6 protein-coding genes and 1 pseudogene are annotated in these 15,640 nt (G+C 72.2%); 6 read left to right on the top strand and 1 reads right to left on the bottom strand.

What is annotated here, in order from left to right; translation table 11 throughout:
• The first annotated feature begins 131 nt into the window (after positions 1-131).
• Positions 132-1,430, top strand: coding sequence for a metal-dependent hydrolase family protein (locus BU197_RS27235; protein WP_317452061.1), 1,299 nt, complete (start codon positions 132-134; stop codon positions 1,428-1,430).
• Positions 1,431-1,581: 151 nt separating this feature from the next.
• Here BU197_RS27235 and BU197_RS27230 read toward each other — a convergent pair whose 3' ends face one another.
• Positions 1,582-9,105 (bottom strand): DUF11 domain-containing protein, encoded by a 7,524-nt coding sequence (locus BU197_RS27230; protein WP_188270961.1) that lies wholly within the window; start codon positions 9,103-9,105, stop codon positions 1,582-1,584.
• A gap of 422 nt (positions 9,106-9,527) precedes the next feature.
• On the opposite strand from BU197_RS27230, the gene BU197_RS27225 reads away from it, so the two are divergent.
• The 5 genes and pseudogenes from BU197_RS27225 to rbsD all read left to right on the top strand — a co-directional run bounded on the left by BU197_RS27225 (position 9,528) and on the right by rbsD (position 15,567).
• Positions 9,528-10,574, top strand: a complete 1,047-nt coding sequence (locus BU197_RS27225) for a LacI family DNA-binding transcriptional regulator (protein WP_188270960.1) — start codon at positions 9,528-9,530, stop codon at positions 10,572-10,574.
• Positions 10,571-12,109 carry a sugar ABC transporter ATP-binding protein gene (locus BU197_RS27220; RefSeq protein WP_188270959.1) on the top strand — a complete coding sequence of 513 codons (1,539 nt, stop codon included), beginning with the start codon at positions 10,571-10,573 and terminating at the stop codon, positions 12,107-12,109. The genes BU197_RS27225 and BU197_RS27220 overlap by 4 nt, the downstream gene beginning before the upstream one ends.
• Positions 12,099-14,133 (top strand): annotated as a pseudogene (locus BU197_RS27215) (substrate-binding domain-containing protein). Before BU197_RS27220 ends, BU197_RS27215 begins: the two are co-directional and overlap by 11 nt.
• Positions 14,134-14,281: 148 nt before the next feature.
• Positions 14,282-15,181 carry a ribokinase gene (locus tag BU197_RS27210; protein ID WP_188270958.1) on the top strand — a complete coding sequence of 300 codons (900 nt, stop codon included), beginning with the start codon at positions 14,282-14,284 and terminating at the stop codon, positions 15,179-15,181.
• A complete protein-coding gene (gene rbsD, locus BU197_RS27205; RefSeq protein WP_188270957.1) occupies positions 15,178-15,567 on the top strand; it encodes a D-ribose pyranase in 390 nt (129 codons plus the stop codon). The genes BU197_RS27210 and rbsD overlap by 4 nt, the downstream gene beginning before the upstream one ends.
• Positions 15,568-15,640 lie beyond the last annotated feature (73 nt).

Below are 15,640 nucleotides of genomic sequence, written 5' to 3'. Positions count from 1 at the left end.
TACGGCCATGACGGCGACGCGGGCCACGGCGGGCGCCGAGGCTCCCGAAGCCCGGCCCGGCCGTGTGCCACGATCCCCCACGACCCACTCCCCGTGACCCGCCCTCCCCCGATCCGACCTCGGAGGACCCCGTGAGCCCGACCCCCGTCGTCCTGCACGACCTCCGGCTCGTCGACGGTACGGGGGCTCCGCCGGTACCGGACGCCGTCCTGGTCGTCGACGGCTCCCTCGTCCGCTGGTGCGGGCCGGCCCGGCGGCTTCCCGACGATCCCGATCTGCGCGACGCGCGCCGGGTGGGCCTCGGGGGCCGTACCGTCTGCCCCGGCTTCATCGACGCCCATGTGCACTTCGCCCTGCCGGGACCGGCGGAAAGCCCGCTGACCGGCCTGGGGGAACTCGCCAGCTACCGGACCCTGAAGGTGCTCGAACGGCTGCGCACCACCCTCCACAACGGGGTGACGACGGCCCGCGACCTGATGGGGATCGACGCCGGATTCCGGCAGGCGGTGGCGGAGCGGCGCATCGCGGGCCCACGCCTCCTGGTGGCGGTGAGCATGCTCAGCCAGACCGCCGGGCACGCGGACTTCCGGCTGCCCTCCGGGATCGACGCGCTCGAAACCGCCGTCGCCTTCCCCGGCAGCCCGCCGGGAGTCGTCGACACCGTCGACGCCCTCCGCACCCGGGTGCGGACCCTGATCGCCCTGGGCGCCGACTGCGTCAAGCTCGCCGCGAGCGGAGGCGTCACCTCCCCGCACGACCAGCCCGAGTGGCTCGGTCTGCGCCCCGAGATGGTCCGCGCGGCCGTCGAGGAGGCCGAGGCCCACGGAGGGCTGCCGGTCGCGGTCCACGCGATCGGGGAGCCGGGGATCGCCGCCGCCGTCCGCGCCGGGGTCCGCAGCATCGAGCACGGGTACGCCCTGACCGACGAACTGCGCGCGGAGATGGCCGAGCGCGGTCAGTTCCTCGTGCCCACCCTTCTGGAGACCATGGCGGAGCCGGACCCGGCCCGGGTGTCACCGGCCGTCCACGCCAAGGCCGTACGCTGGCACCGCGTCGCCCAGGAGGCGTTCGCCCGCTCGGTCGCCTCCGGGGTACGCGTCGCCATGGGCACGGACTCGGGCCTGACCGCGCCGCACGGGAGGAACCTGCGGGAACTCGGGCTGCTCGCCCGGATCGGCGGCATGACCCCGCTCCAGGCGATCCGGGCCGGGACCGCCGATGCCGCCGAACTCTGCGGCGTCGCCGAGGTGACGGGCAGCCTGACGGCGGGAAAGGCGGCCGACCTCGTGGTCTGCGGCATCGACCCCCTCACGGACCTCGACGCGCTCGGCGACCCGGCCAACATCCACGCCGTCCTCAAGGAGGGCCGCCTCGCGGTCGACCGCGCCGGGGTGTTCGACGGATCGGGACTGCCGGACCTGATTCCGTAGACGGTTCCGACGCCGCAAGCCTCCCGAGACCCGACCCCGACCCCGGCCTCTGCCCTGCCCTGCCCTGCCCCTATCCCTGCCCTGGACAGGCCGATGACCAGCGAGTTCGTCTCCCCGCTGGTCATCGGCTCTCAAAGCCGGGGGCCGCCGGTCAGTAGTCACCCCCGTAGGGCGGCGGCGTGGGGCCGGGCGAGTGCTGGACGGGGATGGTGACCTGGGCCTTCGGGGAGGTGATGGTCCGGCCGACGGGGTTGACGCCGGTGGCGGTGGCGGTGTTGGTGAGGTGGCCGCGCTCGGCGTCCTCCTCCCTGAGGGTGTACGGCGGGGCGGCGCAGGTCATGGACTGGCCGGGGGCGAGCGGGGCGGGCGGACAGGTGACCGGCCCCGCGACGGGGTCGTCGATCCGGATGTCGTGGAGGGTGCTGTCGCCGGTGTTGGTGACGGTCAGGGTCCAGTGGACGACATCGCCCGGATCGTTGCGGTGGTTGTGGTTGGTGTCGGTGACCTCGGCGGTCTTCTTCAGCTTGAGCGAGTCGACCGGAGGCTGAGGCTGCCCGACGGTGAGAACGGCACTCGCGGGACCCGAGGAGACCTCGTCACCCGTGGCGGTCTCGGCGGTGGCGACGGCGGTATTGGTCACCGTCCCCGCCTGCGCGTCCGCCTCGGTGACGGTGTAGGTCGCCGTGCAGGTCACCGAGGCGCCCGGGGCGAGCGTCGCCGCCGGACAGTCGACGACCGGCGGGGCCCCCGTACCCGAGAACGCCGTGTCCTTCACCGCGAGAGCCGACAGGGCCGTACCCCCGGTGTTCGTCACCACGTAGGAGTACGTGACCCGGTCACCGGCTTCGGCCTTCGCCGGGGACACGGTCTTCTTCAGCGCGAGCGATGAAGCCGGAGGCTGGTGGGTGGTGAACACCGCGCTCGCCGATCCCGAGGTCACCTCGGCACCGGAGGGATCCTGAGCCGTCGCCGCCGCCGTATTGGTGACCTGCCCGGCCGTGACGTCCGCCTCGGTGACGGTGTAGGTCGCCGTGCACGTCACCGAAGCTCCGGGAGCGAGCGTCGTCGACGGGCAGCCGACGACCGGCGGCGTCCCGGTCCCGCTGAACGCGGTGTCCGCGACCGCGAGAGCGGACAGCGCCGTCTCCCCGGTGTTCGTGGCCACATACGTGTACGTGACCTGGTCACCGGCGATCGCCGTACTCGGCGCGACCGACTTCGTCAGACCGAGCGAGGAAGCCGGAGGCTGGTGGGTGGTGAACACCGCGCTCGCCGATCCCGAGGTCACCTCGGCACCGGAGGGATCCTGAGCCGTCGCCGTCGCCGTGTTGGTGACCTGCCCGGCCGTGACGTCCGCCTCGGTGACCACGTACGTCGCCGTGCACGTCACCGAAGCACCCGGGGCGAGCGTCGTCGTCGGACACGTCACCGACGGCGGAGTCCCGGTCCCGCTGAACGCCGTGTCCTTCACCGCCAGAGCCGACAGGGCCGTATCCCCGGTGTTCGTCACCACGTACGTGTACGTGACCTGATCACCGACCGTCGCCGTCTCGGGAGACACGGTCTTCTTCAGCGCGAGCGATGAAGCCGGAGGCTGATGGGTGGTGAACACCGCGCTCGCCGACCCCGAGGTCACCTCCGCACCGGAGGGGTTCCGAGCCGTCGCCGCCGCCGTGTTGGTCACCTGCCCCGCCGTGACGTCCGCCTCGGTGACGGTGTACGTCGCCGTGCACGTCACCGAAGCACCGGGAGCGAGCGTCGTCGACGGGCAACCGACGACCGGCGGAGTCCCGGTCCCGCTGAACGCCGTGTCCGCGACCGCGAGAGCGGACAGCGCCGTCTCCCCGGTGTTCGTGGCCACATACGTGTACGTGGCCTGATCACCGGCGGTCGCCGTGCTCGGCGCGACCGACTTCGTCAGGCCCAGCGAGGAAGCCGGAGGCTCGTGAGTCGTGAGCACCGCGCTCGCGGACCCCGAGGTCACCTCGGCGCCCGAAGGGTTCCGCGCCGTCGCCGACGCCGTGTTCGTGACCTCGCCCGCCGTGACATCCGCCTCCGTGACCACGTACGTCGCCGTACACGTCACCGAAGCCCCCGGGGCCAGGGTCGTCGAAGGGCAGGTGATCACCGGCGCGGTCCCCGTACCCGAGAACGCCGTGTCCGCGACCGTCAGAGCCGACAACGCCGTCTCCCCCGTGTTCGTCGCCACATACGTGTACGTGACCTGATCACCGACCGTCGCCGACTCCGGAGACACCGACTTCGTCAGGCCGAGGGAGGAGGCGGGGGGCGCGTGGACGGTGAGGGTGGCGTGGGCGGGAGGTGAGGTGACCTCCGCGCCCGTGGGGTTCTCGGCGGTCGCCCTCGCCGTGTTGGCGACCTCGCCCGCCGTGACGTCCGCCTCCGTGACCACGTACGTCGCCGTGCACGTCGTCGACGCGCCCGGGGCCAGGGTCGTCGCCGGACACGTCACCGTCGGCGGGGTGCCGGTGCCGCTGAACGCGGTGTCCGTGATCCGCAGCGCCGACAGGTTCGTCTCCCCGGTGTTGGTCACCCCGTACGTGTACGTGACCTGGTCGCCCACCGTCGCCGTCTCCGGGGACACGGTCTTCGTCAGACCGAGCGAGGAGACCGGGGGCAGATGGGTCGTGAGGACCGCGTTCGCGGGGTCCGAAGTGACCTCCGTGCCCGCGGGGTTGCGGGCGGTCGCCGTCGCCGTGTTGGTGACCTGGCCCGCCTGCGCGTCGGCTTGGGTGACCACGTACACGGCCGTGCAGGTCACCGAGGCGCCGGGGGCGAGCGGGCCGCTCGGGCAGTCCACGGCCGGCGGGATGCCGGTGCCGCTGAACGCGGTGTCGGTGACGCTCGCACCCGTCAGGGTGGTCTCCCCGGTGTTCGTGACCACATACGTGTACGTGACGTGATCACCCGTGGTGGCCGTCTCCGGGGAGACCGACTTCGTCAGGCCGAGCGAGGAGACCGGTGGTTGGGCCGTCGTGAGGACCGCGTTCGCGGACTCCGAAACGACCTCTCCACCCGAGGAGTTGCGGGCGGTCGCCACCGCCGTGTTGGCGACCTGGCCCGCGTCGGCGTCGGCCGAGGTGACGGTGTAGGTGGCCGTGCAGGTCACCGAGGCGCCCGGGGCGAGGGTCGTCGCCGGGCACGAGACCGACGGCGGAGTGCCCGTACCGCTGAACGCGGTGTCGGTGACGCTCACACCCGTCAGGGTGGTCTCCCCGGTGTTGGTCACCACATAGGTGTACGTGACCTCGTCGCCGGTGACCGCCGACTGCGGGGAGACCGACTTCGTCAGGCCGAGCGAGGAGGGCGGGGTGAGGAGGACGGCGTGCGCGGGGGCCGACTCGACCTCCGCGCCCGTCGGGTTCTGCGCCGTCGCCGCCGCCGTGTTGGTGACCTCGCCCGCCGTGACGTCCGCCTCGGTGACCACGTACGTCGCCGTACAGGTCACCGAAGCGCCGGGGTCGAGCGAGGTCGACGGGCAGGCGACGACCGGCGGGGTCCCGGTGCCGCTGAACGCGGTGTCCGCGACCGTAAGACCGGTCAGGGCCGTCTCTCCGGTGTTCGTCGCCACATACGTGTACGTGACCTGGTCACCGGCGTGCGCGGTCTCCGGGGACACGGACTTCGTCAGGGCGAGCGAGGAGGTCGGCGGCTGGTGGGTCGTGAAGACCGCGTCCGACGGCGCCGAGTCGATCGGGGTTCCCGAAGCGGTCTGGGCGGTCGCCTTCGCGGTGTTGGCGACCTGGCCGGCCGTGACGTCCGCCTCCGTGACCACGTACGTCGCCGTGCAGGACACCGCGATGCCGGGGTCGAGGGAGGTCGCCGGGCAGATCACGGACGGCGGGGTGCCGGAGCCGCTGAACTCGGTGTCGGTGACCGTCAGACCCGAGAGGGTCGTGTCTCCCGTGTTCGTCACCAGGTAGGTGTAGGTGACCTGGTCGCCGACGGTCGCCGTCTCGGGGGACACGGACTTCGTCAGACCGAGCGAGGAACCGGGGGTGGTGAGGGCGGCGCTCGACGGGACCGAAGTGACCTCCGTACCCGCCGAGTTGTGTGCGGTGGCGGTCGCCGTGTTGGTGACCTCGCCCGCCTGGGTGTCGGCGGAGGTGACGGTGTACGTGGCCGTGCAGGTCACCGAGGCGCCCGCGTCGAGCGTGGTCGCCGGGCAGGCGACGACCGGCGGGGTGCCCGTGCCGCTGAACGCGGTGTCGGTGACCGAGAGGCCGGTCAGGGCCGTCTCCCCGGTGTTCGTCACCGTGTACGTGTACGTGACCTGGTCGCCGACGGTCGCCGTCTCCGGGGACACGGACTTCGTCAGGGCGAGCGAGGAGGCGGCGACCCGGACCCTGGCGCTCTCCTCGTTGGAGGTGACGGCGGCTCCGGTGTCGGCGCGGGCGGCGCTCGCGGTCGCGGTGTTGGTGACCTCGCCCGCCGTGACGTCCGCCTGGGTCACCACGTAGGTGGCCGTGCACTCGGTCTCCTCCCCGGGCGCGAGCGGCCCGCCGGGGCAGGTCACGGACGGCGGGGTGCCGGTGCCGGAGAAGGCGGAGTCCGTGACGCCGACGCCGTGGACGGTGACGGCGCCCGTGTTGCGCACGGTGTAGTGGTAGCTGATCGTGTCGCCCGCCCCGGTCACCACGTCCGGGTCGGCCTTCTTCTGGAGGCTGAGGGAGCCCGCGGCCGTGGCGTCGACGGTGACGGTGCTGACGTCGGAGAAGGTCGTCTCCCCGCCGGGGACGGTAGCCGAGGCGACGGCGCTGTTGGTGACGCCTCCCCCGTCGATGTCCGCCTGGGTCACCTCGTACGTCCCCGTGCAGTCCGTCGACTCGCCGGGCGCGAGCGTGATCTGCGCGCAGGTGATCGGCGAGGGCGTCCCGGTGCCCGTGAAGTGGGTCTCGATGATCTGCACGCCCGTGAGGGTGGTCTCCCCGGTGTTGGTGACGTGGAAGGTGTACGTCACGGTGTCGTCGGCGGAGGTGACGGTGGCGGGTTGCGCCGACTTCTCCACCGCCAGGGCGGAGCCGGGCGCGCCGACGAGGGTCTGCGAGGCGTCGTTCGAGACGACGGTGGCCCCGCCCGCGGCCGTTCCGGTGGCGTGCGCGGTGTTGGACACCGTGCCCTGGTCGATATCGGCCTGGGTGAGGGTGTACGTGCCCTGGCAGACCACGGCTTCACCGGGGGCCAGCGGGTCGGGTTCCCCGGGGCAGACGATGTCGGGCGCGGTGCCTTGGCCGGTGAAGTCGGTCTCGACGAGGGCGATGCCGCTCACACTGGTGTTGCCGGTGTTGCGCACCTGGAAGCTGTACGTGATCACACGGCCGACGGTGAAGTCCGCGCTCTCGTCCGGCCTGGCCTGCTTGATCAGGCTGAGTTCCGCGGTGCGGTCCGCGGCGACGTGCGCCTGGACGTCGCCGCTGCGGACCTCGGCGCCGTTCTGCCAGGCGGTGGCGTGCGCGGTGTTGTCCACGCCGCCCTGGTCGATGTCGGACTGGGTGACCTCGTAGGTGACGGTGCAGACGAGCTTCTCGCCGGGGGCGAGGGTGCGGTCGGAGCCGGGCGGGCAGACGAGCGGGCCGGGCTGGCCGTGGCCGCTGAACTCCGTCTCCACCAGATCGGCGTTGGTGACCGTGGTGTTGCCGGTGTTGGCGAGGGTGAAGGTGTACGTGACCGGGGTGCCCGCGCTGTCCACCGTGGTGGGGGCGGCCGCCTTGTCGAGGACGATCGCCGGGGTGCGGGTGGCGGTGACGTGGGCGGACGAGGGCGCGGAGTCGGCTTCGTCGCCGAGGGTGTCGACCGCTCGGGCGGTGGCCGTGTTGTCGATGCCGCCCGCGTCGATGTCGGCCTGGGTCACCGTGTACGTCGCCGTGCAGTCGGTCGATGCGCCCGGGGCGAGCGTGGTCTGCTCGCAGGTGGCCGACGGGGCGCCGTCGGTGCCGGTGAAACCGTGCTCGGCGATCGTCACGCCGTGCAGTTCCGTCCGGCCCGTGTTGGTGACGCGGTAGGTGTAGGCGACTTCCTGCCCGGCGGCCGTGACGGTCTCCGGGGAGACGGACTTGGCCAGTCCGATCTCCGGCGAGGGCTGCACGGTGTCCACGCGCGCCGAGTCGCTCGCGCCGACCGGGTGGCCCAGGTTGTCGGTGCCGCTCGCCTGGGCGGTGTTGGTGATGGAGCCGTTGTCGATGTCGGTCTGGGTGACGGTGTGGGTGTAGGTCGCGCAGGTGGCCTCGTGCCCGGGGAGCAGGCCCTCGGCGGGCAGGTCGCAGGGGAAGGTGCCGGTCTGCTGGGAGTCGGTCAGGCCGAGGTCGTGGACCGAGGTGGTGCCGGTGTTGCGTACGGTCAGGGTGTAGGTGACGGTCTGTCCGACCGCCGTCGCGACCTGCGGGTCCGCCTTCTTGACCAGGTCGATGCCGCCGGTGCCGCGGGCCGCGTTGGTCACCGTGCAGGTGTAGTCGGCGCTCAGCCGGGAGAGGGTGAGCGACCAGGACCCGGCGCCGCCGGTCAGCGGCACGTTGGCGCCGGTGGCGTCGTCGACGCAGGTGGCGGAGGTGTCGTAGAGACCGGGCTCCGGTGGCAGGGTGCCGTCGGCCGGCCGGTCGAACAGCTGGTACGTCTGGGCCGAGGCGACGGACAGCGGACCGGACTCGGCGCGGGTCTCGGAGCCGGAGGTGGTGACCCCGCCGGCCTCGTTGCCGCCGGAGTCCTTCAGCCCGGCCCGGAACTGGTCGAGCGGGGTGTTGCGGCCCTTGACCTCCTTGACGACGTTGACGGTGCTCGACGGCGCCGCCGCGCACTGGGCGCCGTCGCCGAAGGTGATCGCGCCCGGGTTCACCGGGAGGGGGGTGCCGACCAGGGTGGTGAAGTCGACCCGGTAGATCACTCCGGAGGTGAACGTGTACACGTACAGGTAGGTGCCGTCGGTGAAGCTGCCCCGGGTGTCGACCCCGCCGATGCCGACGGGCATCCCGGCGACCTCGCCGATGACGGTGTAGGTGCGGGTGGCCGGGTTGAAGAACAGGATGTTCGGCAGGCGCTGGCCCACCATGTCGACGACGCCGTAGAGACCGGTGCCCGCGGGGCCGGTCATATAGGTCCAGTCGCCGAGGGCGCGGTACTGGTTGCTGGGGTAGGTGACGGTGCCGAAGGCGAGCGTCTGCCCGTACGTCGGCGAGCCCGGCACCAGGTCGATCTCGGCCCAGTTGCCGGGGAGGATGTTGCCGAGCAGCCACAGATGCCCGTTCGGGTCGAAGTCGCCGCTGGTGTAGACGGTGCCGCTGGAGGTGCCGACCTGGGTGGTGTTCCCCGAGCTGTCGATCCGGACGATCTGATTGCCGCCGGCCACGCCGTAGTAGTAACCGTCGAGGGTGTTGAAGCCGACCGCGTCCACCGGGACCGGGGTGCCGCCGACGATGGTCGCGGCGCCGGTGGTGTAGTCGATCCGGGCGATGTCGTACGGCGCCGAGCCCGAGCCTTCGGCCTCGAAGAGGTAGCCGATGCGGGTCTCGGGCCCGCCGAGGCAGTCCCAGTCGCCCTGCGCGGACGCGCGGGGTCCCATGCCGACGAGGACCGCGCCGACCAGGCCCAGCAGGGCCGCCCACAGGGCGACCAGCCGATGCCTCACGGACCTGCCGCCGGACGTCCCCTGAGACCGCGTCATCCGGGCTGTTCCTCTCCGTGCTGCTCGGCGGGTTCGAAGCCCTCGGCGGGTTCGAAGCCTGAGTAAGCGGCAAGGTCGCACGGGCGCGTCGGGGAGCCCGGCGGACACGACAGGGGCGTACCGCGAACGCGGGGCCCTCGTTGCGGCAAGCGGCCTAGAGTGCCCCTTCCGGATCATGCCGGGCGCCGTGGAGCCCGGCAGATCCACAAGGCACGGCCCAGCCCACCACCCGGGGCGTTTCCGCGCCCTCACCGGACTCGCTCATCTGAGCGGACACCCTCACATCAGGTCACAATCAGGTCTCGACCGCCCATTCACCCTTGATTCATCCCCGTGTAATCGATTCCAATCCTCCATATCGCCCGTGTAAACGATTCCACGGCGATCTGTGCGAACGGACTCACAAGGAGGTGTTTCCGGCGATGGCGAGCATCAAGGACGTCGCCGCCGCGGCGGGCGTGTCCGTCGCGACGGTCTCCCGCGTCCTCAACGACCACCCGTCGGTCAGTGCCGACGCGCGCACCCGGGTACGGGCCGCCGTCGAGGAGCTGGGCTACCGGCCGAACGTCGTCGCCCGGTCCCTGCGCACCGATGAGACCCGCACCCTCGGCCTGGTCATCAGCGACGTGGTGAACCCGTACTTCGCCGACCTGGCCCGCTCGGTCGAGGAGGAGGCCCGCGCGCTCGGCTACAGCGTGATCATCGGCAACGCCGACGAGCGGCCCGACCTCCAGGACCACCATGTGCGGACCCTGCTCGACCGGCGGATAGACGGGCTGCTCGTCTCCCCCACCGACGGCGGCTCCCCGCTCATGCTGAACGCGGCCCGCGAAGGCACCCCCATGGTCTTCGTCGACCGCTGGATCCCGGGCGTCGACGTCCCCGTCGTACGCGCCGACGGACGGGCCGCCGTGCACGACCTCGTCGCCCATCTGCACGCCCTCGGCCACCGCCGGCTCGCGATCATCGCGGGCCCGGCGGCGACCACCACGGGCAGCGAACGCGTGGAGGCCTTCCGCGCCGCCCTCGGCGAGTACGGGCTCCCGCTCCCCGACGCCTACACGGGCCAGGGCGACTTCCAGGCCGAGAGCGGACGCCGGGCCACCGAGCGGTTCCTCGACCTGGCCGAGCCGCCCGAGGTGGTCTTCGCCGCCGACAACCTGATGGCGCTCGGCGCGCTGGACGCCATCAGGGCGCGCGGACTGCGGATCCCGGACGACATCGCGCTCGCCGCGTTCGACGACATCCCCTGGTTCACGCACACCGATCCGGCGATCACCGCGATCTCCCAGCCGACCGCCGAACTCGGCCGGTCCGCCGTACGCGCGCTCGTCGATCGCGTCGAAGGACGGACCGCCCGGTCCGTCACCCTCCCCGCCCGTCTCGTCGTACGCCGCTCCTGCGGCGAACCGTCCGCCGCGCACTCCCCCACCGCGCGGCCCTCATCCCCGCGAAGGAGCACGCCGTGAGCAACCCGGACGAGTTGCTGCGCATCGAAGGCATCCGCAAGACCTTTCCCGGCGTGGTGGCGCTCGACAGCGTCGACTTCGACCTGCGCCGGGGCGAGGTGCACGTCCTGCTCGGCGAGAACGGCGCGGGCAAGAGCACCCTCATCAAGATGCTCTCCGGCGCCTACCGGCCCGACGCCGGGCGGATCACCGTCGGCGGCCAGGAAGTGCGCATCCAGGGCGCGCAGGACTCCGAGCGCCTCGGAATCGCCACGATCTACCAGGAGTTCAACCTCGTTCCCGACCTGACCGTCGCCGAGAACATCTTCCTGGGCCGCCAGCCCCGCCGCTTCGGTCTCATCGACCGCAAGCGGATGGAGGCCGACGCCGCCGCGCTCCTGACCCGGGTCGGCGTCGACGTCGACCCGCGCACCCCGGTACGCGAACTGGGCATCGCCCGGCTCCAGATGGTCGAGATCGCCAAGGCCCTGAGCCTGGACGCCCGGGTGCTGATCATGGACGAGCCCACCGCCGTCCTGACCACCGAAGAGGTCGACAAGCTCTTCCGGATCGTGCGCAGGCTGCGCGAGGAAGGCGTCGGCATCGTCTTCATCACCCACCACCTGGAGGAGATCGCCGCCCTCGGCGACCGCGTCACCGTCCTGCGCGACGGCCGCAGCGTCGACCAGGTCCCGGCGAGCACCCCCGAGGACGAACTGGTGCGGCTGATGGTCGGCCGGAGCATCGACCAGCAGTACCCGCGCGAACGCGGGGAGACCGGGGCGCCGCTGCTCAAGGTCGCCGGGCTCACCCGCACCGGCACCTTCCACGACGTCGGCTTCGAGGTGCGGGCCGGTGAGGTCGTCGGCCTCGCCGGGCTCGTCGGCGCCGGCCGGACCGAGGTCGTCCGCGCCGTCTTCGGCGCCGACCCCTACGACTCCGGCACCGTCGAGGTCCAGGGCCGTCCGCTGCGCCCGGGTGACGTCAACGCGGCCATGGACGCCGGGATCGGCCTGGTCCCCGAGGACCGCAAGGGCCAGGGCCTGGTGCTCGACGCCACCGTGCAGGAGAACCTCGGCCTGGTCACCCTCGGCCGGGCGAGCCGCGCCGGTTTCGTCGACCGGGCCGGGCAGCGCGAGGCCGCCGACCGGATCTCCCGGCAGCTGAAGGTCCGGATGGCCGGACTGCACCAGCGCGTGGGCACCCTCTCCGGCGGCAACCAGCAGAAGGTCGTCATCGGCAAGTGGCTGCTCGCCGACACCAAGGTGCTGATCCTCGACGAGCCGACCCGCGGCATCGACGTGGGCGCCAAGGTCGAGATCTACCAGCTGATCAACGAGCTGACCGCCTCCGGTCACGCCGTTCTGATGATCTCCAGCGACCTCCCCGAGGTCCTGGGTATGAGCGACCGCGTCCTGGTCATGTCCCAGGGCCGGATCGCGGGCGAACTCGCCGCGCACGACGCGACGCAGGACGCCGTCATGGCGCTGGCCGTCAGCGCCGCAGCGACAACGGACACCGCAGTAAAGGATGAAGAGGTCTCCCGTGGCCACTGACACGCTCAAGAGCAGTACGGACACGGGCAAGGCCCACGTGCTGCGCCGCATGCTCCTCGACAACGGCGCGCTGACCGCGCTGGTCGTCCTGGCCGTGGTGATGTCGTTCCTCTCCGGGGACTTCCTCGCCACCCAGAACCTTCTCAACATCGGCGTGCAGGCGGCCGTCACCGCGATCCTGGCCTTCGGCGTCACCTTCGTGATCGTCTCGGCCGGCATCGACCTGTCGGTCGGCTCGGTCGCCGCCCTGTCGGCCACCGTCCTCGCCTACACCGCCACCACCATGGGCCTGCCGGTCTGGATCTCGGTCCTGCTCGCCCTCGGCACCGGCATCGCCTGCGGTCTGGTCAGCGGCGCGCTCGTCTCCTTCGGCAAGCTGCCGCCCTTCATCGCGACCCTCGCCATGCTGTCGATCGGCCGCGGTCTGGCCCTGGTGATCTCCCAGGGCAGCCCCATCGCCTTCCCCGACTCGATCTCCCGGCTGGGCACCACCCTCGGCGGCTGGCTGCCGGTTCCGGTCCTGGTGATGATCGCGATGGGCCTGATCACCGCCGTAATCCTCAACCGCACCTACATCGGCCGCACGATGTACGCGATCGGCGGCAACGAGGAAGCGGCCCGGCTCTCCGGCATCCGCGTCAAGCGCCAGAAGCTCGTCATCTACGCCCTGGCCGGTGGCTTCGCCGCCGTCGCGGGCATCGTCCTCGCCTCCCGGCTGGCCTCGGCCCAGCCGCAGGCGGCGTACGGATACGAGCTGGACGCCATCGCCGCGGTCGTGATCGGCGGCGCCAGCCTCTCCGGCGGCGTCGGCAAGGCGTCGGGCACGCTCATCGGCGCGCTGATCCTCGCGGTCCTCCGCAACGGCCTCAACCTGCTCTCGGTCTCCGCCTTCTGGCAGCAGGTGGTCATCGGTGTCGTCATCGCGCTCGCCGTCCTCGTGGACACCCTGCGCCGACGCGCCTGACCGGACCCCCGGACCCGCCCGACCGGGCCCCCATACGGATTCCCCCCACACCCCCACACCCCCCACCGGCCCCCACGCCCCCACCTCCCGTTCTCCGGGATCACCCTCACCCGCAAGGAAGAACACCATGCGTACCAAGCACCTCGCGGTCGCCGTGGCCGCCGCCGCCACGCTCGCCCTCACCGTCACCGCCTGCGACTCGGGCTCGTCCGGTTCCTCCGGTACGAAGGTGGGCCTGTCGGTCTCCACCCTCAACAACCCCTTCTTCGTGCAGCTGAAGGACGGCGCGCAGGCCGAGGCCGACAAGGAAGGCGTCTCCCTCACCGTCACCGACGCCCAGAACGACGCCTCCCAGCAGGCCAACCAGATCCAGAACTTCACCAGCCAGAACGTGAAGTCGATCATCGTCAACCCGGTGGACTCCGACGCCGCGGGCCCGGCCGTCAAGGCCGCCAACAACGCGAAGATCCCGGTCGTCGCCGCCGACCGCACGGTCAACAAGGCCGAGGTCGTCACCACCGTCGCCTCCGACAACGTCGAGGGCGGCAAGCTCGCCGCCAAGACGATCGCCGAGGCGCTCGGCGGCAAGGGCTCCATCCTGGTCCTCCAGGGCGTGACCGGCACCTCGGCCGCCAACGAGCGCGGCAAGGGCTTCACCGAGGGCCTGAAGGCCTACCCGGGCATCAAGGTCGTCGCCTCGCAGCCGGCCGACTTCGACCGCACCAAGGGCCTCGACGTCACCACCAACCTGCTCCAGGCCCACCCCGACGTGACCGGCGTCTTCGCGCAGAACGACGAGATGGCGCTCGGCGCGATCAAGGCCCTCGGCGGCAAGGCGGGCAAGTCGGTCAAGGTCGTCGGCTTCGACGGCACCCCGGACGGCCTGACCGCCGTCAAGGAGGGCACTCTCCTCGCCTCGGTGGCGCAGCAGCCGAAGCTGCTGGGCAAGCTGGCCGTGGAGAACGCGGTCAAGGCCGCCAAGGGCGAGAAGATCGACACCACGGTGAAGGTCCCGGTCAAGGTCGTCACCAAGGACAACGTCGCCGAGTTCACCGGCTGACCAGGCACGTGTCCTCGTCACGGGGGTGGGCGGCGCGTCGTGCGGGACGGCGCCGCCCACCCCCGCGGCACCTGTTCCGACCGCCGGCGGGGTCCACCGGGACCCACCGGCATCCATGGCATCCGTGCCATTCCTAGGGAGACAGCTCATGTACGACTACGACCTCCTGGTCGTGGGATCGGCCAACGCCGACCTGGTCATCGGGGTGGAGCGCAGGCCCTCGGCCGGGGAGACCGTGCTCGGCTCCGACCTGGTCGTCCACCCGGGCGGCAAGGGCGCCAACCAGGCGGTGGCCGCCGCGCGGCTCGGAGCCCGTACGGCCCTGCTGGCGCGGGTCGGCGACGACGCGCACGGGCGGCTGCTGCTGGACACGCAGCGGGAGGCCGGGGTCGACAACGCGGGGGTCCTGGTCGGCGGTGCGCCCACCGGGGTCGCGCTGATCACCGTGGACCCCTCGGGGGACAACAGCATCGTGGTGTCGCCGGGTGCCAACGGGCGGCTGACGCCGCAGGACGTCCGCTCGGCGGCGGAGCTGCTGCGCGCCTCCCGGGTGGTCTCGGCGCAGTTGGAGATCCCGCTGGAGACGGTCGTGGAGGTCGTACGGAGCCTGCCGTCCGGCACCCGGTTCGTCCTGAACCCGTCCCCGCCGGTGCCGCTGCCCGCCGAGGTGCTCGCGGCCTGCGACCCGCTGATCGTGAACGAGCACGAGGCGCGGGTCATCGCGGGCGGGGCGCCGGACGCCTCGCCCGAGGAGCGGGCCGAGGCGCTGCTCGCGCTCGGGCCGCGCTCGGTCGTGGTGACGCTGGGCGAGCGGGGCGCGCTGGTCGCGGCGGACGGTTCGGTGACGCGGGTGCCGTCGGTGAGGGTCGACGCGGTCGACACGACCGGTGCGGGCGACGCGTTCACGGCGGCGCTCGCCTGGCGTCTGGGCCAGGGCGCGGCGCTGCCGGAGGCGGCGGCGTACGCGGCGCGGGTGGGTGCGGTCGCGGTCACCCGGGCCGGTGCCCAGGAGTCGTACCCGACGGCGGAGGAGGTCGCGGCGCTGTGAAGAGGTCCGGAATCCTGAACCGTCATCTCGCGGGCGCGCTCGCGGAGTTGGGGCACGGGGACGGGGTGCTCGTGTGCGACGCCGGAATGCCGGTCCCGGCGGGTCCGCGCGTGGTGGATCTGGCGTTCCGCGCCGGGGTCCCGTCCTTCGCGGAGGTCCTGGCGGGGCTCCTGGACGAGCTGGTGATCGAGGGCGCGACGGCGGCCGAGGAGGTCCGCTCCGCGAACCCGGAGGCGTCGGCCCTCCTCGACGACAGCTTCCCCGGTCTGACGCTGGTCTCGCACGAGCGGCTGAAGGAGCTGACGGCGGGGGCCCGCCTGGTCGTCCGCACCGGCGAGGCCAGCCCGTACGCGAACGTGCTGCTGCGCTGCGGGGTCTTCTTCTGACGGCAGGGCATGGAAGGGAACGGCCCGGCGGGACGGTGGTCCTGCCGGGCCGTTCCCCGTGCGGGGGCTCGGG

The organism is Streptomyces sp. CBMA291, from assembly GCF_014596525.1.
Classification (GTDB): domain Bacteria; phylum Actinomycetota; class Actinomycetes; order Streptomycetales; family Streptomycetaceae; genus Streptomyces.
This window is presented reverse-complemented; position numbering and strand designations above follow the sequence as displayed.

Bases quoted from the DNA above. Each gene is read 5' to 3' on its own strand.
- BU197_RS27230 (WP_188270961.1), bottom strand. From the start codon at position 9,105: ATGACGCGGTCTCAGGGGACGTCCGGCGGCAGGTCCGTGAGGCATCGG.
- BU197_RS27225 (WP_188270960.1), top strand. From the start codon at position 9,528: ATGGCGAGCATCAAGGACGTCGCCGCCGCGGCGGGCGTGTCCGTCGCG.
- BU197_RS27210 (WP_188270958.1), top strand. From the start codon at position 14,282: ATGTACGACTACGACCTCCTGGTCGTGGGATCGGCCAACGCCGACCTG.